The sequence below is a fragment of the Bacillus sp. MT(2024) genome, assembly GCF_036362845.1.
Lineage (GTDB): Bacteria > Bacillota > Bacilli > Bacillales > Bacillaceae > Bacillus > Bacillus velezensis.
This window is the reverse complement of record NZ_CP143632.1, coordinates 331,675-355,730: the sequence shown is the minus strand read 5'-3', so window position 1 is coordinate 355,730 and position 24,056 is coordinate 331,675. Positions and strand designations below refer to the sequence as shown.

The 24,056-nt window shown below is 51.4% G+C and carries 5 protein-coding genes; 2 read left to right on the top strand and 3 right to left on the bottom strand.

The window, feature by feature from the left end:
* Positions 1-5: 5 nt before the first annotated feature.
* From srfAB to VP472_RS01795, 3 genes are all read right to left on the bottom strand, one after another.
* Entirely contained in the window at positions 6-10,769 is a 10,764-nt protein-coding gene (srfAB, locus tag VP472_RS01815; RefSeq protein ID WP_153986645.1) for a surfactin non-ribosomal peptide synthetase SrfAB, read from the bottom strand.
* A gap of 21 nt (positions 10,770-10,790) precedes the next feature.
* Positions 10,791-21,545: a surfactin non-ribosomal peptide synthetase SrfAA gene (gene srfAA, locus VP472_RS01800; RefSeq protein ID WP_153986644.1), complete on the bottom strand. Its 10,755-nt coding sequence runs from the start codon at positions 21,543-21,545 to the stop codon at positions 10,791-10,793.
* Positions 21,546-22,133: 588 nt separating this feature from the next.
* Positions 22,134-22,496: a transcriptional activator HxlR gene (locus tag VP472_RS01795; protein ID WP_016936795.1), complete on the bottom strand. Its 363-nt coding sequence runs from the start codon at positions 22,494-22,496 to the stop codon at positions 22,134-22,136.
* A gap of 231 nt (positions 22,497-22,727) precedes the next feature.
* Here VP472_RS01795 and hxlA point away from each other — a divergent pair, with 231 nt between their 5' ends.
* A complete protein-coding gene (gene hxlA, locus VP472_RS01790) occupies positions 22,728-23,363 on the top strand; it encodes a 3-hexulose-6-phosphate synthase (RefSeq protein WP_014304319.1) in 636 nt (211 codons plus the stop codon).
* Entirely contained in the window at positions 23,360-23,917 is a 558-nt protein-coding gene (gene hxlB, locus VP472_RS01785) for a 6-phospho-3-hexuloisomerase (RefSeq protein WP_077721772.1), read from the top strand. Before hxlA ends, hxlB begins: the two co-directional genes overlap by 4 nt.
* Positions 23,918-24,056: the final 139 nt, after the last annotated feature.

Below are 24,056 nucleotides of genomic sequence, written 5' to 3'. Positions count from 1 at the left end.
TTTTGTCACGTTAAATTCTCCTCAAGCATGTCAAAGATGTCTCCCATTTCATCCATCTCAAGATCCTGCGCGCTGAAATCGCTCGGCGTAAATTCTTTCTCCTCTTTGGCCGTGCAATGGCGGATGATCATTAAAAGATTGTCTTTAAACCGCTGCATCTGTGTTTCGACGGTGCTTCTTTCATATTCTTCCTGATTGTATGAGCAGGAAATGACGAAGCGGCCGCCTGTAACCATCCCGCTGAAGCTCAGTGCGTATAACGCCTCTGACTCTTCGCTGACTTGACGTCCCATATCATATGGAGACGGCTCAAACCATTCCGTTTTCACTTCATTGTCAAACTGCCCCAAGTAGTTAAAACTGATTTCAGGCGTGACGCCTTTTTCTGTTTCATCGGATGACAGATACCGGAGAATCCCGTATCCTACACCTTTATCAGGAACGCGCCGCACTGTCTCTTTTACCGTTTTAATGACGGAAGAGACGCCGTCTTCCTTGCTGATCTGCAGAATCAACGGATATTGGGCCGTAAACCAGCCGACCGTCCGTGAAATATTGACGTTCGGTATGATTTCTTCCCGGCCGTGTCCTTCTAAGTTGATGCCGACTTTGCCGTTTTCCGTCCATTCACCGATCGTTAAGCCGAGTGCGCTGAGCAGAATGTCGTTGATTTCCGTTCCGTACGGATGATGAACATCTGTCAGCAGCTGTGCCGTTTCTTCCTCAGTCAATTCACATTTCACGGCCGCCGTATGTTTGACGAGCCGTTTGTCCGGATCATGGTCTTTCGGCAGCGGCCGGAGTTCTTCCGCATCTGCCTGCGCCCAATAATCCGCCTGCTTTTTCAGCTCTTCTGATTGCGCAAACGTGTTCAGCGCCTCCGCCCAATCTTTAAAGGAGTGGGTTTTTTGCGGGAGAACGATGCTGTTTTGCTGCTGCGCCTGTTTATAACCTGAAGCGAAATCCTCAAGCAGAATTCTCCATGAAACCCCGTCCACGACGAGATGGTGAACCGCGATTAACAGATGATCGCCTTGTTCTGTCCGGTATTGCTCCGCTTTTAACAGCGGGCCGTTCTCCAGATCAAAACTTCCCTGAAGATGATCGGCAAGCCGCTGAATCTGGCTTTTCAGCATATCCTCGTCCGTTCCGTACAGATCAACGATTTCAAAGCTTGCCTTGCATTCTGTGACAGGGAGGTATGTCTGAATGATGCCTTCCCTTGCTTCACGGTAAACCATGCGGAGCGCATCATGGTGTTCAATCAATGCTTGCAGGGTTTTTTCCACCAGGTCCGGATCAAAGCCGTCTTTCGCATGAAGCATGACGGATTGGTTCCAGTGGTGTTTGTCGATGAAGTTTTTCTCAAAGAACCAGCGCTGGATCGGCGTTAACTCCGCTTCGCCTTCGACAGGTCCCTGATCGGCCTGCTTGCCTTCCGTCCGCTCCACGTAAGAGACGAGCTCTTCGATGGTCGGGTGCTGGAAGAGATCTTTCATCTCCAGCTTGTAGCCGTGCTGGTTCAGACGGCTCGCCATTTGGATGCCTTTGATCGAGTCGCCGCCGAGCGTGAAGAAATTATCGCTTACGCCGATCTGATCAAGACCGAGCACTTCCTGCCAAATGTCGGAAAGCAGCGTCTCCATTTCCGTTTCCGGCGCTTTATACGCGGCGCTTCCCGCTTCAATGTCCGGTTCCGGCAGGGCTTTTTTGTCAATCTTTCCGTTTGCGGTGACCGGAAGCTCGTCCATCTCCACCCAGAACGCCGGCACCATGTAGTCAGGCAGCGTGTCTTTCAGCGCGGCTTTGAGCGCTTCAATATCGTTCTGCTGAGGCGCGACATAGGCGCAAAGCGCGGTATTGCCCGCTTTGTCTTCCACAGCCGTCACCGCTGCGTCATGAACGTCCGCAAGCTGGGCGAGGCGGACTTCGATTTCTGAAAGCTCGATCCGGTAGCCCCGCACTTTGACCTGCTGGTCGATACGGCCGATGTATTCGATGCCGCTCTGCGCGTTCCATTTGACGAGGTCGCCGGTCCGGTACATGCGCTCGCCGGGCACGAACGGATCTGCGGTAAACCTCTTAGCCGTTTCTTCTTCACGGTTCAGGTATCCGCGTGCCAGACCGCGGCCGGCCACGCACAATTCACCGGCAATGCCTTCCTGCTGTACCTGATCTCCGTCGCCGAGAATATAAGCTCTCGTATTGGCAATCGCCCGTCCGATCGAAAGCGATCCTTCCTCAGGATTGATGACGCCGCTTGTCGCGACGACGGTGTTTTCCGTCGGGCCGTAGTTGTTGACGATCGTGTATGGCTGTTTCACCGCCCGCTTCAGCTTGTCGCCGCCGACGAGAAGCATGCGGAGAGAGGTATTTTCCAGCTCCATAAATTGTTCGGCCAGCTGCGTCGGCAGGAAGGTGATGGTCACGCCGTGCTCCTCGAAATAGTGATTTAAGCGGGTGATATCCAGCCGGATCGCTTCGTCAATGACATGAAGCTCCGCGCCGATGGTCCATGTCGGGAACATCTCCCAGATGGAGGCGTCAAAACCGAAGCCCGCGTATTTGGCGCTTTTATCATCCGCCGTCATGGCGAATGCGTCGTGGTGCCAGAAGCACAGGTTCACCAGCGCATGGTGTTCGACCATGACACCCTTCGGCTGTCCGGTCGTTCCTGACGTGTAAATCATATAAGCGAGATGATCCGCCGTTGTTTCCGTCTGCGGGTTCGCTTCATCGTTTTCATCAAGCGGCAGGCTCAGAATGGAGCGTCCGCCGTCAAGCAGGATCGTTTCACCTTTGTAGCTTTCCGGCACGTCGAGCGCTTCCTGTGTGAGAAGCAGCTTGGCGCCGCTGTCCTGCAGAATGTAGCTGATCCGCTCTTTCGGATAATCCGGGTCAATCGGCACAAATGCCGCGCCCGCTTTTAAGACGCCGAGTACGCCCGCGGCCATTTCCAAGGACGGTTTCGTTAAAATGCCGACACGTTCGTCAGCCGTGACGCCGCAGTCCATGAGAATGCGCGCGATCCGGTTCGCCCTTGCGTTCAGCTCACCGTACGTCCATTTCGCGCCGTTATATGCCGCGGCCGGCCGGTTCGCGTGGCGGGCGGCCGTTTCTTCAAAGAGACGGTGAACCGTTTTGTCCCGCGGCACAGAAATTGTTTTTCCTTTCCATGCGTCAAGGAGGGCTTGTTTTTCAGCATCGCTGATCAGTGAAATCTCAGGCAGCTTTCTGTCCGGGCTTTCCGCCGCTTGCTTCAGAATCCGCAGGAACCCGGCGCTCCACTTTTCAATGGTTTCTTTTTTAAACAGATCAGTCGCATATTCAAACTGAAGGCCGAGACCTTCTTGATCCGTAAAACCGCCGAGTGTCAGATCGAATTTCGCCGTGCCTTGGTTTGACTCATACGGAGTGATGCGCAGGTTCTCCAGTTCCAGTGTTTCTTTATCCGGATCTTCTGTCGTCACCATCACCTGGAACAACGGGTTGCGGCTCATATCTCTCGGCAGGTCAAGCTTTCCGATCAGATCCTCAAACGGATAATCCTGATGCGCCAGCGCGTCGAGATTGGTTTGTTTCACCCGTTCGAGCAGCCCGGCGAAGGTCTGCTCTTTTCGCGTTTCATTGCGAAGCGCAAGCGTATTGACAAACATCCCCGGCATTTCCTGAACTTCGGCGCTCGTTCTTCCGGCAGTCACCGAACCGATAATGATATCGCGCTGTCCCGTGATTTTGCTCAAAAAGACATGGAACGCGGCGTGAAGCACCATATGAAGAGTCGCTCCCGATGATTCCATTAATTCACGCACCGCTTTTTCCGTTTCACGCCCCGCTCTGAAACGGACGGATTGTCCTTTAAAACTTTGAACCGGCGGACGGGGAAAATCGGTCGGCAGATTCAATTCAGGAAGCTCGCCGGAAAATGCGGAGAGCCAATAACGCTCATGGTCTTTCATCCGTTCGGCCTGCCCGGGTTCATTCTGCCAGACGGCGAAGTCTTTATAGTGCAGGTTCGGCGACGGCAGACTTCCGCCTTTGTAAAGGTGAGCGAGCTCTTTGACCAGCATGCTTCTGGACACGCCGTCGGCAATAATATGATGCATATCCAGCAGCAGCAGGTGTTTCTTTTCATTCAGTCTGACAAGAGCGGCCCGAATGAGCGGAGCCGCGCTCAGATCAAACGGCTTAATGAATGCCTGAATGATAAGATCCGCTTTCTCCTCGTCCGCTGCTTCAAAAATGTGCAGGTCAATGTCAGCCTGTTCTGCGATCTTCTGCATCGGCTGGCCTTTTTGATCGATAAAGGACGTCCGCAAAGATTCGTGGCGATTGATCATCTGATTGAGCGCTTCCTGAAGCCTTGAAATATTGACTTCTCCTTCCATCAGAAGAACGGACGGCATATTATAGCTGATTGTCTCCCGGTCAAGCTGGTTCAGGACGTACATCCGTTTTTGGGCGGATGATAACGGGTACGCGTCTGCACTGTCTGCCGGTGTGATCATCCGATATCCCTCAGATACCGCCGATTTTTCGATATATGCGGCAAGCAGGCGGACAGTCGGCTGTTCGAACAGCGCTTTTAACGGAACCGTTTTGTCCAGTTCAGCCTGAATATTGGCGAGGAGCATCATGCCTTTTAAAGAGTGCCCGCCGTAATCGAAGAAATTATCGTCGATGCCGAGCGTATCCGTACCGAGTGTCTGTTTCCAAATGCGGCACAGCTTTTCCTCCAATTCCGTTTCCGGCAAGGCTGAAGCTGTTTGCGCCGTTTGGCTGACGCCCGGTTTCGGGAGGGCGTTTTTATCGGTTTTTCCGTTGGCTGTGAGCGGAATGCGGTCTACCTGCACGAAGTAAGCCGGAAGCATATGAGACGGCAGTGTTTCGGAAAGCCGTTTGCGAAGCTCAGAGCCTTTCAGCCCGCTGTCGGCTTTATAGTACGCGCACAGTTCCGGCAGCCCGCCTTCGCTGACTGCGAGAACGACCGCCTCCTGAATGCCGTTTACGCTTAACAGCACGGTTTCAACCTCTTTTAATTCAATGCGGTAGCCCCGGATTTTCACCTGATCATCCGCACGGCCGATAAATTCAATCGTCCCGTCAGGAAGCCTGCGGACGACATCTCCCGTTTTGTACATCAGGCTGTCCGGTGAAAAAGGATTTGAGATAAATTTCTCCGCCGTCAGCTGCGGACGGTGAAGATATCCTCTGGCAAGCCCCTTCCCGGTAATATAAAGCTCGCCGCTTGCGCCCGGAGGAACGAGCTGCATTGCTCCGTCCAATACAAGCGCGCCGGTATTTGCGATCGGGCGGCCGATGACGGGACGCTGCTCATATTGATCAAGACGCTCCATATTGATCCGTTCCGCAATGGCGCCGATCGTCGTTTCCGTCGGCCCGTAGTGATTGATGAAGTCGGTATGGGCGTATACGTCATGAAACTTGCGGACATCGGACGTGATGATCTTTTCTCCGCCGAGCACCACTAAACGAAGCGGGCTGAAACGGCGTTCTGACGTAAAACGGGCTGTGTTGACGATCATATGGAACAATGACGGCGTCAGTTTCATATACGTAATGCCGTTTTTCTGTATATACTCACCAAGCTGATCAGGCGCGGTGTACGTCTCTTTCGGCACAATGTGCAGCTCGCCGCCCGCCTGAAGAATCGGGAATATGGCCGTATAGCCGAGATCAAATGCGTAAGAAGACAGCAGCACGGATTTGTCAGCTTCGGTCAAACCGGCTTCACGGCTGAACCATGTGACATAATTGATTAGATTGCGGTGCTCCAGCTGGACGCCTTTCGGTTTGCCCGTTGTTCCCGAGGTATAAATGATATAGGCAAGCCGGTCGGCGCCGGGCTCCGTTTCAAGCCGGTCGGCGCTTTCGTTCTGCCATTCTCCGTCTTCCATTACGACCGTTTTTCCTTTATAAACGGCGGCCGCGGTCATGTTTCTCTCATTGACGACCAGAAGCTTCGTTCCGCTGTCTTCGAGAGAGTAGCGGATTCTCTCTTCAGGAGTCTCCGGATCAATCGGGAGAAATGCCGCTCCGGCTTTCATGACGCCGAGAATCGCGGTAATCAAGTCGGCCGAACGATCCATCATAATGGCCACGATGTCCTCACTGCCCGTTCCGCAAGCCTGAAGGTGGCGGGCAAACCGGTTCGAGCGTTCATCAAGCTCACGATATGTCAGACTTGTTCCGCCCGCAACCGCCGTGAGATCAGGCGTTTTTTGCGCTTGCCGTTCAAACAGTGAAACAAAAGTGCCCTCAGGCAGATCCGCTTCCGTCCGTTTTTCATCAGAAAGGAGCGCTTCCCGCTCAGGAGCGGACAGCAGGCTTGCGTCGGCCAGCTGAATATCCGGATTTTCGGCGCAGGCTTTAATCAGATTGACAAAATGAGCGCTCCAGCGGCGGATGGTTTCGTCCGCAAATAAGGCTTTCGCGTAATCAAAGCTCAATCCGACCTCTTCTCCGCGCTCAGCCGCTTCTAAGGAAAGATCAAATTTAGCGACATGATGATGCATGGAGTAAGAAGAAATCTCCAAATCTCCGAGCCGCAGGGCCGGGATCTCCATGTTCTGCATATTAAATAACACGCTGAACAGCGGACTCCGGCTTGTGTCCCTCGTTAACGGCAGTTTTTCAATTAATTCTTCAAGCGGATAGCTTTGATGCTCAAAAGCTTGAAGGCTCGCCGTTTTCACTTCATTCAGAAATTGCTTGAACGTTTTTTTGCCGGCAGGATGCGACCGAAGCGCCACGGTGTTGACAAACATGCCCGGCACGTCTTGGAGATCAGGATGCTGTCTTCCGGCCGCCGGAGACCCGACTATGATGTCTTCCTGGCCCGAATATTTGGACAGCAGCACTTGAAAAGCGGCCAACAAGAACATGTACATCGTCGTATCCGTATCAGCCAGCAGCTTCTTAATCTGCGCCGTCACCTGTTTATCAAGCCCGAAGATGACGCGTTCTCCTTCAAAACTGCGCTCGGCAGGACGCGGGAAATCAAGCGGCAGATCCAGCACCGGCAGATCGCCTTTGAACGTATCAAGCCAGTAGGCTTCGTGCTGATCGAGATTTGCTTTTTCACGCTGCCAGACTGAAAAATCCTTATAATGAATCTTTGGCAGATCAAGCTCCGTGCCTTGATAAAGCTTCGCAAGATCACCGATGAAAATGCCCATTGAGCTTCCGTCCGTAATAATGTGGTGCATGTCAATCAGCAGAAGATGCCGGTCTTCTTCAAGCCGGATCAGCTTCGAACGGACCAGCGGCGCATGATTGAGCGCAAACGGCCTGATAAAGGCTTTTGTCAGCTCTTCTGCATCTTCTTCCCGGCCCTCGGCGGTTTCAAGCTCAAACGACACATTTTTATGAATGGTCTGCACGACTTTTCCATCTGCCATGTCAAACGACGTACGCAGTGTCTCATGACGGTTGATTAATGCCTGCATGGCCTCTTCAAGACGCTTTTTGTCTACTGATCCTTCCAGCAGAAGTACAGCAGGGACGTTGTAGCTCGTGCTGGCCTGTCCGAGCTGATTAAGGATATACATCCTGCGCTGTGCTGAGGAAACAGGATAATGCTTCTGATAAGGCGCTTGTCGGATCGGTTCAAACTGCTGTTCCTCCTCGCTCTCATGCTCCAAATAATGCGCAAGCTCCTGAATGGTCGGCTTTTCAAATAACACTTTAATCGGCACTTCTTTTTGAAAGTGCTCCTGGATTTTAGCGGTCATCATCATAGCTTTTAAAGAATGTCCGCCAATCGTGAAGAAATTGTCAGTCACACCCGCTTTTACACCGAGAATGCCTTCCCAAATGTCCGCGAGTTTCTGCTCCGCTTCCGTTTTCGGCGCTTCGTATTCTTTTTGAACGGCTTCAGCCTGAGGCTCAGGCAGCGCTTTTTTATCAATTTTTCCGTTCGCCGTCAGCGGAAACTGATTCATCTGGATGAAGTGCGCGGGAATCATGTATTCCGGAAGTGATTCCGAAAGCGTTTTGCGCAGGTCTTCCGGCGAAAGGGCTTGGTCTGCGGTAAAGTAAGCGCAGATTTCATTTTCATCCGCTTTATTTTTCCGGATCACAGCCGCAGATTCCGTCACATTCTCCGCCTGGCTGATTTTCGCCTCAATTTCGCCGAGCTCGATTCTGAAACCGCGGACCTTTACTTGGTTGTCAATTCTGCCGAGAAACTCGATCGTGCCGTCCGGAAGCCACTTCGCCAAGTCCCCCGTCCGGTATATCATTTCATCCGGTCTGAACGGATCGCGGACAAACTGCTTCTCCGTTAATTCAGGCAGATTCACATAGCCTCTTGCCACTCCGCTTCCGCCGACGCACAGCTCACCGGGCGCGCCGATCGGCTGGAGGTTGCGGTTTTCGTCCATAATGTACGCAGTGGAATTTCCGATCGGCTTCCCGATCGGGATCGAGCCGTCGTAGTCCTGATCAATGAGAAAACTCGTCGAAAACGTCGTATTCTCCGTCGGCCCGTAGCCGTTCCAAAGCGACAGCTCCGGTGATGCCTTCCTCACTTTGCTGACGATATGCGGCACAAGCGCGTCACCGCCGATGATGAGGTGCCGGAGCGTGTTAAACATGCCCGCATCCTTTTGGGCAAGCTGATTAAACAGCGGAGACGTCAGCCACATGGTCGTGATCCGCTGCTCTTTCAGAAATTGGGCGAATTGCCCGGCGTCAAGCAGCGTCTCTTTTTTCACCGGGTGCAATGCCGCTCCGTTCAGCAATGCGCCGAAGACTTCGAAGGTTCCGGCATCAAAGCTGACGGCTCCCGTTTGCGCCATCCGGTCTTCTTCATGAACCGGCACGTAATTCGAATGTTTGACGAGCCTGATGATATTTCTGTGTTCAATCATGACGCCTTTCGGTTTTCCGGTCGACCCGGATGTATACATGATATACGCCAAGTCGTTGCCGCCGGCCGGAAGATTCAAGTCTGTTCCGCTTACCGTTTCATCCTCGCTTTCATCCAGCATGACAATCGGGACTTGCAATGTGCCCGCTTGTTCTTGATAGTCCTGAACTGTCAGCACAAGCCGAATCGAGCTGTCTTCCGCCATAAAGCGGAGACGATCCTCAGGAAAAGCCGGATCAATCGGCACATAGGCGCCGCCTGCTTTTAGGACGGCAAGCATGCCGATAACGGTTTCCGCAGACCGGTCGTTCATAATAGCGGCGGTCCGGCCTTTTTCCAGCCCGCTCTTCACAAGGTGTCTCGCCAGGCGGTTGGCCGCTTCGTTCACTTCACGGTAGGTCCATTCGCGTCCCTCTTCTTTTATCGCGATGCTTGCAGGCGTCCGGTTTGCCTGTGCTTCAAACAAGCGGTGAACGGCCTCCTCTTCCGGAAGCGCCGTTTTCGTATCATTGAATATCTCAACAATCTGCCGCTCTTCTTCGCCTGAAACAAGGCCGAGTTCCCGCACGGGCGCGTCAGGCGTTCCGACCGCCGCTTTCATCATGCGGGTCAGATGGTGCGCCGTTCGTTCGATGGCATCATGAGCGAAAGCCGCTCCGTTGTATTTGATTTTGACAGTCCACGTTTTCCCCGGATACACGATGAGATTGAAATCAAAGCTCGTCTGCTCAAAAGCATGTTCAACTTTAATGGAAAAGCCGAGTCTTTCCTCCATGCCCCCGTTTTCCAGCTCTTTGTCCAGCGGATAGTTTTCAAACGCGACCAAATGATTCAAGAGGCTGCCGTCCAGAGCGGAGCGCTTTTGAATGTCATAGAGCGGCACATAATCATAGCGCTCGGCTTCCACGGCGTTTTTCTGAACTGCCGCCATCACGTCAGAAAAGGCTGCATCTTTGTCAATCTTGATTCTGACGGGAATCGTATTGATGAACAGCCCCGCCATCGTTTCAATGCCGTTGATTTCTGAAGGACGGCCTGATACGACGGTGCCGAACACCACATCGTCTGTATAGTTGTATTTGCTGAGCACCGCACCCCAAACGGCCTGAAACAGGTTAGGCCCCGTGACTTGATGACGGTTGGCGGTCTGCTGAATCTGCGCGACCAGCTCTTCATCCCAGACAAAAGAATATTCTTCATTTTGGTAGTAGTCTTTCTTTTCTGATGCCAGACGGCCCGGGAGCAGGCTCGGCTGTTCGAAATCCGCCAGGCGGCTGCTCCAATATTGTTCCGCCTCCTCATAATCCCGGCCTCCGAGCCATTTGATATAGTCAGAGTAAGGTTTGCCCTGGCTTCCCCCGGCGGGCCGGCCGGCACGAAGCGCTTCATAGTTTTGAAACAGGCTTTTCATCAAAACGCCCATACTCCAGCCGTCCATGACGATATGATGATTGCTCCAGACGAGATACAGCTCCTTCTCACTGAGCCTGAACACCGCCGCTTTAAAGAGAATGTCCTTCGCCAGATGAAAGCCCTGCTGCTGCACATCGCCTTTATAGCGTTCAATATATTCGGTTTGGCGTGCTTCATCTAATTGACTGATATCTTCATAATGCACCTTCGTCTTCCGCTCTGCTAATACGACTTGGCGCGGTTTTTGAAGCTGCTGGTGCACGAATACCGTACGCAGGATGTCATATGTCCGGATCAGCTCGTTGACGCTTTTTTCAAAAAGCTCAAGCTGAAAGCTTCCGTGAATCCTAAGCTCTAATTGTGTGAAGTAGGAGGAAGAATGCGGATCAAGCAGCGCATGATACAGCATTCCCTCCTGCATCGGTGTGAGTGCATACACCTTTTGAATCGATTTTTTGCTCATATGTCACCTCTGTCTTTTCTGTTAGAGAATTTCCATTAATTTATCAAGTTCATCAAGCGTCAGATCATCATCGCCAAGATCGCTAGGCGTAAGCTCAGGTCCGTCTTGGGCCAGGCAGTGATCTATGATTTTCAAGAGGTGCCCTTTAAAGCTGTCACTGAACGATTGAATGGTTTTTTCATGAAATTCGAGAGAATGATAGGCAAACGTCATCGTCATCTGCCCATTTTCTATAAATCCGACAATATCAAGCGCATTCGGCTTCTCTGTGTCAGGGCTCAGCGATTGTCCTGACGGCATCCCGGATCTTGTAAATAAGCCGGAATCCGACATCTCATTAAACTGGCCTAAGTAGTTAAAGCTGATATCCGGATCAATCTCAAATGAAAGACCCTCTTTATGCTCAGGCGCCGTTACATAACGCAGAATGCCGTAGCCGACTCCTTTGTTCGGGATGTGTCTGATGTCTTCTTTCATTTGTTTCAGCTGATATGAAAGATCGTCGGCGTGCTTCATCTCAAGGATCATCGGATACATGCTCGTAAACCATCCGACCGTCCGGGTGATATTCAGGCCGTCAAGAATGTCTTCGCGCCCGTGGCCTTCCAAATGAACGCCGATCGTGTCTTCACCCGTCCACTCTTTCAGCGCCAGTCCGAGCGCCGTGAGCAGGATGTCGTTCATTTCCGTATGGTAGGCTTCATGTACGTTTGTCGTCAGCTGTTCAGTTTGTTCAGGCGTCAGAGAGAAGCTGACCGTTCTCGTATGTCTCATGCGCTGATCACCAGACTGCCTGTCTTTCGGAAGCTGAGTGCATACCTCTTTTTCCTCAAGCTCTCTCCAGTAATCCGCTTCTTTCAGAAACGCCTTCGTATTTGCGTATTCTTTGATTCTCTCAGCAAATTCGGCGAATGAATGTGTTTTCGGAGGCAGCGCCGGTTCATTGCCTTGCTTCAGCTGCGTATAAACGGACGTGAAGTCCTCCAGTAAAATCCGCCAAGATACACCATCCACGACTAAGTGATGGATTGCGAGAAGAAGGTGGTCTCCATCTTCAGCCCGGAAGAGCCCGGCCTTCAGCAGATGTCCTGTTTCCAGTGAAATACTGCTTTGAAGACGGTCTGCTTCTCGTTCGATACGGTCCTCATGGTCTTCAGCAGGTCCGTTCAGCTCAAAGACGTTCAGTTCAACAGACGCATCCTCAAGCCCTCTGTAATACGGTTTTTGTTCACGATAAATCATCCGGAGCGCATCATGGTGCACCGTCAGGACATGTAATGTTTTTTCTGTTATCTCCGGATCAAAGCCGTCTTTCGCATGAAGCATGACGGATTGGTTCCAGTGGTGTTTGTCAGTAAAGTTTTTCTCAAAGAACCAGCGCTGGATCGGCGTTAAGTCCGCTTCGCCTTCGACAGGTCCCTGATCGGCCTGCTTGCCTTCCGTCCGCTCCACGTAAGAGACGAGCTCTTCGATGGTCGGATGCTGGAAGAGATCTTTCATCTCCAATTTATACCCGTGCTGGTTCAGACGGCTCGCCATTTGAATGCCTTTGATCGAGTCGCCGCCGAGCGTGAAGAAATTATCACTTACGCCGATCTGATCAAGACCGAGCACTTCCTGCCAAATGTCAGAAAGCAGCGTCTCCATCTCCGTTTCCGGCGCTTTATACGCGGCGCTTCCCGCTTCAATGTCCGGTTCCGGCAGGGCTTTTTTGTCAATCTTTCCGTTTGCGGTGACCGGAAGCTCGGCCAGCTCCACCCAGAACGCCGGCACCATGTAGTCCGGCAGCGTGTCTTTCAGCGCGGCTTTGAGCGCTTCAATATCGTTCTGCTGAGGCGCGACATAGGCGCAAAGCGCGGTATTGCCCGCTTTGTCTTCCACAGCCGTCACCGCTGCGTCATGAACGTCCGCAAGCTGAGCGAGACGGACTTCGATTTCTGAAAGCTCGATCCGGTAGCCCCGCACTTTGACCTGCTGGTCGATACGGCCGATGTATTCGATGCCGCTCTGCGCGTTCCATTTGACGAGGTCGCCGGTCCGGTACATGCGCTCGCCGGGCACGAACGGATCTGCGGTAAACCGCTTCGCCGTCTCTTCTTCACGGTTCAGGTATCCGCGTGCCAGACCGCGGCCGGCCACGCACAATTCGCCGGCAATGCCTTCCGGCTGCACCTGATCGCCGTCGCCGAGAATATAAGCTCTCGTATTGGCAATCGCCCGTCCGATCGAAAGCGATCCTTCCTCAGGATTGATGACGCCGCTTGTCGCGACGACGGTGTTTTCCGTCGGGCCGTAGTTGTTGACGATCGTGTACGGCTGTTTCACCGCCCGCTTCAGCTTGTCGCCGCCGACGAGAAGCATGCGGAGAGAGGTATTTTCCAGCTCCATAAATTGTTCGGCCAGCTGCGTCGGCAGGAAGGTGATGGTCACGCCGTGCTCCTCGAAATAGTGATTTAAGCGGGTGATATCCAGCCGGATCGCTTCGTCAATGACGTGAAGCTCCGCGCCGATGGTCCATGTCGGGAACATCTCCCAGATGGAGGCGTCAAAACCGAAGCCCGCGTATTTGGCGCTTTTATCATCCGCCGTCATGGCGAATGCGTCGTGATGCCAGAAGCACAGGTTCACCAGCGCATGGTGTTCGACCATGACACCCTTCGGCTGTCCGGTCGTTCCTGACGTGTAAATCATATAAGCGAGATGATCCGCCGTTGTTTCCGTCTGCGGGTTCGCTTCATCGTTTTCATCAAGCGGCAGGCTCAGAATGGAGCGTCCGCCGTCAAGCAGAATCGTTTCTCCTTTGTAGCCATCCGGCACGCCCAGCGCTTCCTGTGTGAGAAGCAGCTTGGCGCCGCTGTCCTGCAGAATGTAGCTGATGCGCTCTTCCGGGTAGTCGGGATCAATCGGCACAAATGCCGCACCCGCTTTTAAGACGCCGAGTACGCCCGCGGCCATTTCCAAGGACGGTTTCGTTAAAATGCCGACACGTTCGTCAGCCGTGACGCCGCAATCCATGAGAATGCGCGCGATCCGGTTCGCCCTTGCGTTCAGCTCGCCGTACGTCCATTTCGCGCCGTTGTATGCCGCGGCCGGCCGGTTCGCGTAGCGGGCGGCCGTTTCTTCAAAGAGACGATGAACCGTTTTGTCCCGCGGCACAGGAATTGTTTTTCCTTTCCATGCACCAAGGAGGGCTTGTTTTTCTGTTTCATTCACCAATGAAAGCTCAGAAAGCTTCGCAGCCGGATTTTCCGTTGCGGCTTTTAACAGCTGAAGCCAGTAATGCTTCCACGTCTCTGCCGTTTCCGGTTTAAACAGCGCGGTGTTATATTCAAGCACAAACGTTAAGCCTTCGCCTGTGTCCTCAGCCGTCATTGTCAGGTCAAACTTGGCTGTTTTTCTGTCAAACGGATGGTGCTTCAGCTCGATTCCTTCCATGACCAGATCTTCAGCATTTGCATTTTGCATTGAGAATACCGCATCAAACAGCGGATTTCGGCTCGTATCACGCTGCACCTCAACCTTTTGCAGAAGGTCTTCAAGCGGATAATCCTGCGCGTCAAATGCATGTAAAGCGGTTTGTTTTACTTCTTTAAGATAGTCCGTGAACGTTTTGTCCGCTTCCGGATACGTACGAAGCGCGAGTGTATTCACAAAAACACCGATGACGTTTGCGAGATCCGCATGTGATCGTCCCGCAACCGGCGAGCCGACAATGATGTCATGCTGTCCGCTCAGTTTTGAGAGAAAGGCGCTGTATGACGCCAGCAGCACCATGTACATGGTAGAATCCGTTTGTTTCGCAAGACTGCGAAGAGCCGACGTCTGTTCCTCAGTCAGAGAAAAGACCAGCTTGTCTCCTTCAAAGGTTTGCACGGCCGGACGGCTGTAATCAGCCGGCAGCGTCAATACCGGAAGCTCGCCGTCAAGCTCCCGAAGCCAATGCTCCTCCTGCTTGCGGTACTGCTCTGATTGAATAAATTTCTGCTGCCATACCGCATAGTCTTTATAATGAATCCGCAGCGGCTCAAGCGTTTCGCCGCCATACAAGCGGGACAGTTCATCTATCAGCACGCCGACTGAAGCGCCGTCCGAAATGATATGGTGCATATCAAACAGCAGCAGGTGGTCATGTTCAGCCAGCTTGACCAGTCCCGTTCTGACGAGAGGAAGCTGATCCAGACGGAACGGCCGGATAAAGCTCTGAATAATCTGTTCAGCATCTTCTTCAGAGGCTTCATAATATTCCATGTCGATATCAGCTTCCGCCCATATACGCTGAACCGTTTCTCCATCCTTTATGTCAAATGTCGTTCTGAAGGCTTCATGGCGTTCTGTCAGCTGTTTCATAACGGATTTCAGCTTTTCTGCATCAAGCTTTCCTTTTAAGCGGAGCACAGACGGCATGTTATAGCTTGTTTCAGCGCCTTCCAGCTGCTGAAGCACGAACATCCGCTTCTGCGGTGAAGAAACCGGATACGTTTCCCGCTCGGCCGCCGGTGCGATGCTCTCAGCCGCCTTCCGTTCAGCCCCTTCAATCAGCTGCGCCAGCCCCGCAGCCGTCGGAGAAGTGAACAGATCCTTTAAGGTAAGCTGCACGCCGAATGTCTTCTGGATAAGGGCCAGCAGTTTCATCCCCGCTAACGAGTGGCCCCCGATCTCAAAGAACTGATCATGGACGCCGACCCGTTCCATTTGCAGCACCTCAGCCCAAATATCCGCCAGTTTTTGTTCTGTTTCATTGCGCGGCGCCGTATATGACACGGCATTCGCTGCGGTCACATCCGGCATCGGCAGCGCCCGTCTGTCGATTTTTCCGTTCCCTGTAAGAGGCAGTTCATCCAATTGAATAAAGACGGACGGAATCATATAAGCCGGAAGATCCTTCGCCGTATGCTCCCTCAGCTCCCGGGAAGAGATTTCCCTGAGGCCGACAAAATACGCGCAAAGAAGTTTGTCACCCGCGCCTTGATCCACAGCGAGCACAATGCATTCCTGAATCTGGTCATGGCTTTGAAGCTGATGCTCAATTTCGCCAAGCTCAATCCGCTGACCGCGGATTTTCACCTGATGGTCGATACGTCCGATAAACTCGATATCGCCATTCGGAAGCCATCTGGCCAAGTCGCCCGTTTTATACATCCGTTCACCTTCCTTAAACGGATGCTTTACAAATTTTTCTTCCGTCAGTTCAGGACGGTTGTAGTAGCCTTCTACGAGACCTTCCCCGCTGACGCACAGCTCTCCCGCGATACCCGCCGGCTGAATGCGTCCGGCTGAGTTCATAATAAAGACTTCCGTATTGCTGACCGGTTTACCGATCGGAACGGAGAGCGTATCCTCTTCAATGACATCCACCGGATGGTATGTCGCAAACACCGTGCTTTCCGACGGACCGTACATATGAAGCAGTCTTCCTTTTCCGACTGCCGCCAGCGCCTTTTTGACATGTTCTACAGACGCTCTTTCGCCCCCGAACATGATTTTCCGAAGCGTCGTCAGACAGGACGGCTCCATATCAACAAGCAGGTGGAACAGGGCCGTCGTAATCATCAGAATGCTGACGTTCTCCCGTTTGATCACACGGGACAGGCGCGACATGTCCAGCACCGTATCTTTCGGGACGATCACAAGCTTTGCACCGTTTAACAGCGAACCGAACATATCAAACATAAAAGCGTCAAAGACGTAGTTTGACAGACCGAGCACTGTATCCTCTTCAGAAACGGTCAAATAGTTCGTGTTTTTTACCGTCCGCAAAATGTTGGCATGTGTGACGATGTTTCCTTTCGGCGTTCCCGTCGTGCCTGATGTATAAGTGAGATTGGCAATCGTTTTGGAATCAAACGGCAATGCTGGATTGCGAGAGTCCTTTTCATAGCTCGCCTCATCATCAGCAAGCACAATGACGCCTTGAAAACCGGCCTTTTCCGCAAGCTGCTTGAGGCTTTGCTGAGTCAGGAGCACATTCGCCCCGCTGTCGCGGAAGAAATGCTGAATCCGCTGAACCGGATGCTCAGGATCAATCGGCACATAGGCGGACCCCGCTTTTAACACAGCCATAATGGAAACAATCATGTCCATTGACCGTTCACATAAAACAGCCGCGGTTTTCCCGCCGCCTCCGACCGAAAGAATATGCCGCGCAAGCCTGTTGGCGCGTTCATTCAGCTGCTGATACGACAGAGTTTCCCCTTCGAACTGAAGAGCCGTCCGGTCAGGGTTCTTTCGGGCCTGTTCTTCAAAGATCTGCACGATCGTTTGCTCTTTCGGGTATGCCGTGCGCTCCGGATTGAACCGCTGTAATTGGTTCAAAGCCTCCCGTTCAGAAAGCAGATCATATTCGCTGATTTTCGCATCCGGCTGAGCTGCCGCACTCTCCAGCAGACGGACATAGTGCGCAAGCATGCGATCCGCAGTTGAGCGCTTAAACAGCTTCGTGCAATAATCCAAATCGAGCGCAATGCCTTCCGCTGTTTCCCGGGCCTGCATTGTCAGATCGAATTTGGCGATGTTGAAGTTGGTTTCATGAAGAGACAGCGTCAGGTTGCCGATCTCCGGAATTCCGTCCGAAGCATTTTGCAGACTGAACATCGTGTCAAATATCGGATGCCTGCTCATGTCCCGGGGCACGTTCAGCTCCTCGGTCAGCCACTCAAACGGATAATCCTGATGGGAAAACGCGTCCAGCACCTGTTTGCGCACATGACCTAACAAGCCGGCAAATGTCTGATCCTGCTTCACGGAGCTTCGCAGCGCAAGCGTGTTGACAAACATCCCGATAAGCCCCTCGGTATCAGAGTGATTTCTTCCCGCTGACGGTGTTCCCACGATGATGTCTTCCTGTCCCGAATACTTAGAAAGCAGCGTATAGTATGCCGATAACAGCACCATGTAAAGGGTGGCTCCGTTTTTCTCGGCAAGCTTCTGCAGCCGTTCCCGCAGCATTTTCGGCAGCTTGGCGGACACGCGGTCACCTTCAAAGCTTTGCACTTGCGGCCGCGGATAATCAGGGAGCAGCTGAAGCACCGGCAGTTCGCCGCTGAAGACTTCTTTCCAGTACGCCCGCTCCTTCTTGTAGCCTTCTTTCGCCCGTTCCGCCTGCCATACGGCATAATCTTTATATTGAATGCGCAATTCAGGCAGCTGATTTCCGCCGTAGATGTCAGCCAGTTCCTTCAGCATGATGGAAATAGACACCCCGTCAGAAATCAGGTGATGCATATCAAACAGCAGCATATGGCGATTGTGACCGAGCGTTTGCAGGCCGATTCTGAACAGCGGCGCCTCAGATAAATCAAAACGGCGCACAAAGTCCTTCATGACCTGTTCATTCGTTCTTCCGCGCGCTTCGATCATTTTAATATGAAACGGAACATGTTCGTGAACCACCTGTCTCGGCGTGCCGTCCTCCGATTGAAACGATGTTCTGAGCGCTTCATGCCTGCTGATTAAGGCAGAAAATGCACGCTCGAGCTTTTCAAGGTCTAAAGCGCCCTCAATCATGGCCGCAGCCGGCATGTTATATCCGACTCCCGCATCTTCAAATTGGCTCGCGATATAAGTCCGCTGCTGAGCGAGCGAAAGCGGATAGCTCGCCTGCTTCTCAGACGGCTCAATCGCCCTGAATGCCTGTCCTTCGTTTCGGTTTTCCGCATAATCGGCAAGCGCCGCAATCGTCGGATGCTCAAACAAGTATTGCAGCGGAATTTCAACGCCCATTTGCTTATGAATTTTCGTCAGAAGCGTCATCGCCTTTAATGAATGACCGCCTGACTCGAAGAAATGATCATAAATGCCCGCCTTGTCCATTCCGAGGACTTCCTGCCAGATGACGGTGAGCGTTTCCTCCGTTTCGTTTCTCGGCGCGGCATATTCGGATGAGCTGACAGCCTGCACATCAAGCGCAAACAGCTTTTTGCGGTCCGCCTTCCCGCTCGGCGTGAGCGGAATTTCGTCCGTTTTTGTAAAGTAAGCGGGCACCATGTAATCAGGAAGGTGCTTGGACACATACTCCCTGTACTCGGCAGGGTGAAACTCGGTTCCTTTTTCCTGAACGATATATGCGCAAACATCTAAGCTGCCCTGCTGATCCGGCCGCGCCAGCACGACGGCCTGCGCCGCGCCCGGAGCTTTTCTGAGCACCGTTTCAATTTCTCCCAGCTCAATACGGTAGCCGCGGACTTTCACCTGATCATCTTCACGGCCGATATATTCGATCGTCCCGTCCGGCAGCCAGCGCGCCATATCACCCGTGCGGTACATGCGGCCGCTTCCGTTAAACGGATCTTGCAAAAACTTCTCTGCGGTCAAATCCGGAAGATTTAAATAGCCGCGGCCTACACCGTCACCCGCGATATACAGCTCACCGGCCGTGCCGTCGGGCTGAAGCCGCTGGTGCTTATCCAATATATACAAACGGGCGTTGCCGAGCGGTTTTCCGATCGGAACGTACGCCGCCTGTTGATTCATTCCGTTATCGGCTGACACCTGATGCACGGATGCATCTACGCACGTTTCTGTCGGCCCGTACACATTCGTCAGACGCGTCGCCCTGCCCGATTGATGAAAGAGCGTCATCAGCTGTTCAGCAACAGCGGCGGACAGGCCCTCTCCCCCAATGAGCATGTGGCGCAATTCAATTCCGCTGACATCTCCCGCCGCAACCATCATCTGCAGATGCGCAGGGGTTCCGTCAGTGGCTTCAATCCGGTTTTGACGATAATAGTCCAGCAGTGCCGAGCCATTCGTTACAGTCGTTTTCGGCACGATATAAAGCGTCTGTCCCAAAAGAAGCGAGGCAAAAATCTGTTTGACGGACGCATCAAAATGAAACGGAGCCAAAAGCGCCATTCTTAATGTCTGCTCACCGCATTGATAAATCTCCTGCTGCAGTGATTGCACCAGATGATGAACTTGCCGGTGCTCAATCATCACGCCTTTCGGCCGCCCGGTTGTACCTGACGTGTAGATGATGTAAGCCAGCCGGTCTGATTGTGTGCTGACACCGTCCGCAGCCGTTTCAAACTGAACAGCCTCGTCAAAATCAATCGGTTCGGCATCCGATACAGGCGCCTGTATTCCGGCCTCCGTCAAAACAGCCTTCGCTCCGCTGTCCTCCAAAATGTACTGAATCCGATCCGCCGGAAAATCAGGATCTATCGGCACATAGGCGCCGCCCGCTTTCAAAATTCCCAATATTGCCGCAATGACACGCTCAGAACGGCCAAGCAGCACCGCGACAGGAGTATCGGCTGATATCCCGGCTTTAAGAAGGCGTCCGGCAATTCGGCCTGACTGTTCATGCAATGTGCGATAGGACAATGTTCGGTCTTCATACACCACCGCCGGTTTGTCAGACAGTGACTTCACTTTCTCTTCAAACAGCCCCGGTATCGTCATCTCCCCGCGGTAATTCACCGGATTGCCGGAGGCCCGTGTCAGCAGCCGCTCTTTCTCGGATTCAGAAAGAAGAGTAAGCTCATCAATTATGCGATCAGGAGATGAAATCGCATCTTCAATCAGCGTGATCAAACGTTCAGAAACAGATACAATCTCCTCTCCCTTGAATATGTCGCTGCGATAGTCAAAATCAATCGTCAATTTCCCAGTGTCCCATCGTTCCTTCACATGAATCGAAATATCATTTGTACCGCTTCCGCTGAAAATAGGGTCTGTCAGGAAGGACAGATTCTCTTTTTTCTGCCACTGCATCACCTGGTACTCCAGAGATACCGTAAACAATCTGCTCAGCGAACTTTTCGAAGCGCGCAAATCATTGACAAGCAGGTTATACGGATACTTTTGGTGGCGGAGAATTTTCATCAGATCCTTCATCCGGCCTTTAACGAATTCCAAGAACGACTGTCCTCCGTCAACGCTTGTCCGCACAGGCACCGTAGATACGAACATCCCGAGCATCTGCTTTTCTTTCGCATTCGTCCGGTTTCCCATAAACGTACCTGTGACAACGTCATCCCGGCCGGTCACTTTGTAGAGATAAGTGATCAGAGCTGATTGGAACAGAGATAGTACGCTGACTTTATGCTCCTCGCAGAATGAATGAATGCGGCCATATAAGTCGTGAGGAATTTCTTGAGAAAACCGTTTCGCATCAAGACCCGCATCTGCCTGGCTCCGTTTCAGGGACACAAGCTCCGGCACGGTCTCAAACTGCCCGTTCCAAAAATCCCGATCCTTTTTAAACCGCTTCGACTGCACATATTCCTGCTCAGTCAGCACATGCTCGATAAAGGAAGGAATCTCCGTCTGTTCCTCACTTGATCCGCCCGAAAGCTCCAAATAAATATCAGTAATCGCATTGCCCAGAATCGTCATGGAAATCCCGTCTGAAATAACGTGATGCACATTAACGTAGAACCAGACCTCATTTTCGCTGATGGTATACACGGAAAAACGGAATAAATCCTGATCATATAATGCCAGAGGCTTGCTTGCCTCGTCACGTCCCCATTTTGACAGCTCTTCCGCAGAGCAGCCTGCTTGCCTGATGTCTGTATGTTCGATAGTCAGCGGACGGTATTCGCTCACATATTGAACGGGCTCCCCCTCATCATCAAGCCGCAGACGGATTCTCATCGACTCATACCGCCGGACGAATTCCTGTATCGCTTTCTCAACGTAATGAGCCTGTACGCCGTCATCAGAAATGAGTTTCCCGAACCCGGCAAGATTTGAAATACTTGTGTTCGGATAGAATTTTTCTGTATACCAGATACGTTTTTGAGCATTTGTTAAAGGATAAAAAGTTATTTCCATATGTGTGCGCCTCCCCTTTTTAAGATAAAATTGTCAATTCTCCCTTAGAAACAGCCTCCCTCAATGTCCCTAACTCATTATCAAGCCAAAAGAACCACTTACCTCCAAAACGATCCCGATTCAATCACCGCCGAAATCCGCAATCCACTCACCCGCACAGTCCGAAATGCGGCTCAAATTTATGAGAAATCAAGACAAGAATCCAATGTTTGTAAGCAACAGGGTTTACCTATTTCTTCATGAATTACTATATATCTACTTACGTTCACTTTATATGAAATTATTGTTTTTATCACCGAAAAATGGGTGAAAAGTTTCATTCGGCACACCGAAAAAAATTCCGACAATTCCAGAGGGTATTTTGCGGCATCCCGCAATTTATTTTTAAAAATATTATTTATGTAAAATTAAAAATCTTTAAACTATAGTATAAATCTTTCGAATATCCAGTTATGGCAGAATGAAAATAGTTTTCATATATGAGCTGATGGGAAAAAAACAGCGCAAGAACCGAAACAGGAGATTTAATCGTTCGCAATATGATTTCATTAAACCGCAAAAAAAGCACTCTATTTTACATAGAGCGCTTCAAAAAGATTCCTTTATTGCAGTTTTATCAATGTTGATTAATTCCATATATTCTTTTCCCCACTTATACATGGCGTCCAAAATCGGCATAAGGGTCTCTCCTTGCTCCGTTAATGAGTACTCCACTTTCGGAGGGACGACAGGGTAAACTTCCCTGTGAACGATCAGATCCTGCTCCAGCTCCCTGAGCTGATTCACAAGAATTTTGTGCGTAATATCCGGAATTAAAGCTTTCAGCTCATTAAAACGCTTTGTCCCTTCTTTTCCCAGGTGCCACATAATCAGCATTTTCCACTTCCCGCCTATCACGGCAAGCGTCAATTCCTTTTCGCAATTAAACGTTTTCTTATCCATTCGGCTCACGGGCCATTCTCCTTCCTCTTACTTTTTGTACGTTCGTCATCTATTCATACACGCTTACTTTTTTACACAACTTTCATCAGTTTATACTACCACGCAGTTTTGCTGAAACAAAGCGCATTGCCTGCGGGGACAGTATCCTCAAAGTAACTATTAGACTTCAAAGTGCGTACTTCTCAATATGCGGGGCACTCTATAGAATGTAAATACACGAAAAAGAGGAGTGGATATAAAGTGGAATTACAGCTGGCATTAGACTTAGTGAATATCCCGGAAGCAATTGAACTTGTGAAAGAGGTCGAACAATATATAGATGTTGTAGAAATCGGCACTCCCGTTGTCATTAATGAAGGCCTGAAAGCCGTACAGGAAATGAAATCAGCCTTTCCTCACTTGAAAGTGCTTGCCGATCTTAAAATCATGGATGCAGGCGGCTACGAGATCATGAAAGCGGCAGAAGCGGGCGCCGACATCATCACCGTTTTAGGAGCGACAGACGACTCAACGATCAAAGGGGCGGTTGCCGAAGCAAAAAAACAGCAGAAAAAAATTCTCGTCGACATGATTAACGTAAAAAACCTTGAAACACGTGCAAAAGAAATTGACCAACTCGGTGTTGATTATATTTGTGTTCACACAGGTTATGATCTTCAAGCAGAAGGAAAGAATTCATTCGAGGAACTGACGGCGATTAAAAAAGCGGTCAAGAGCGCTAAAACCGCAATTGCCGGGGGCATTAAACTTGATACGCTTCCTGAAGCCATCAAACAAAACCCAGATTTAATCATTGTCGGCGGAGGCATTACGGGAGCTGACAATAAAGCGGATGCTGCTGCTAAAATGAAACAGCTGATTTCACAAGGATCATGAAAACGACTGAATACTTACATGAAATACTCAATGAAATATCCCGCACCGCAGCATTAATAGCCGACAGTGAAGCTGACAAGCTTGCGGATCAGATTTTATCGGCAGATCAAATCTTCACGTCCGGAGCGGGACGTTCCGGCTTTATGGCTAAAGCGTTCGCCATGAGGATGATGCACATCGGCCTGAACGCTTACATCGTCGGTGAGACGCTTACCCCTCCCCTCCAAGAAGGCGGTCTCGTCATCATCGGCTCAGGCTCAGGCGAAACAAAAAGTCTGCTTCATACGGCTGAAAAAGCCAAAAGCCTTAACGGCATCATCACTGCATTAACGATTAACCCCGATTCAAGTCTCGGCAAACTTGCGGATCTTACGATAACGATTCCCGGCTCTCCTAAGGAAGAGACCGGCGGAGACAGAAAGACGATTCAGCCGATGGGTTCTTTATTCGAACAAACTCTTCTGCTGTTTTACGATGCGGTTATTCTAAAAATCATGGAGAAAAAAGAATTAAATTCAGCAGACATGTTTACAAAACATGCGAATCTGGAATGATTTGCTGACGGCCTTCTTATCAGATGGCCGTCTTTTTATCGTCTTGTTGCGCACGGTCATGCAAGCCAAGGTTTTCGGGTCGGACACTCGCAGACGAAGATATCCTGCCGGTGAGCTTATCGCTATAATAAGTCAATTG

Bases quoted from the DNA above. Each gene is read 5' to 3' on its own strand.
- srfAA (WP_153986644.1), bottom strand. From the start codon at position 21,545: ATGGAAATAACTTTTTATCCTTTAACAAATGCTCAAAAACGTATCTGG.
- hxlB (WP_077721772.1), top strand. From the start codon at position 23,360: ATGAAAACGACTGAATACTTACATGAAATACTCAATGAAATATCCCGC.
- srfAB (WP_153986645.1), bottom strand. From the start codon at position 10,769: ATGAGCAAAAAATCGATTCAAAAGGTGTATGCACTCACACCGATGCAG.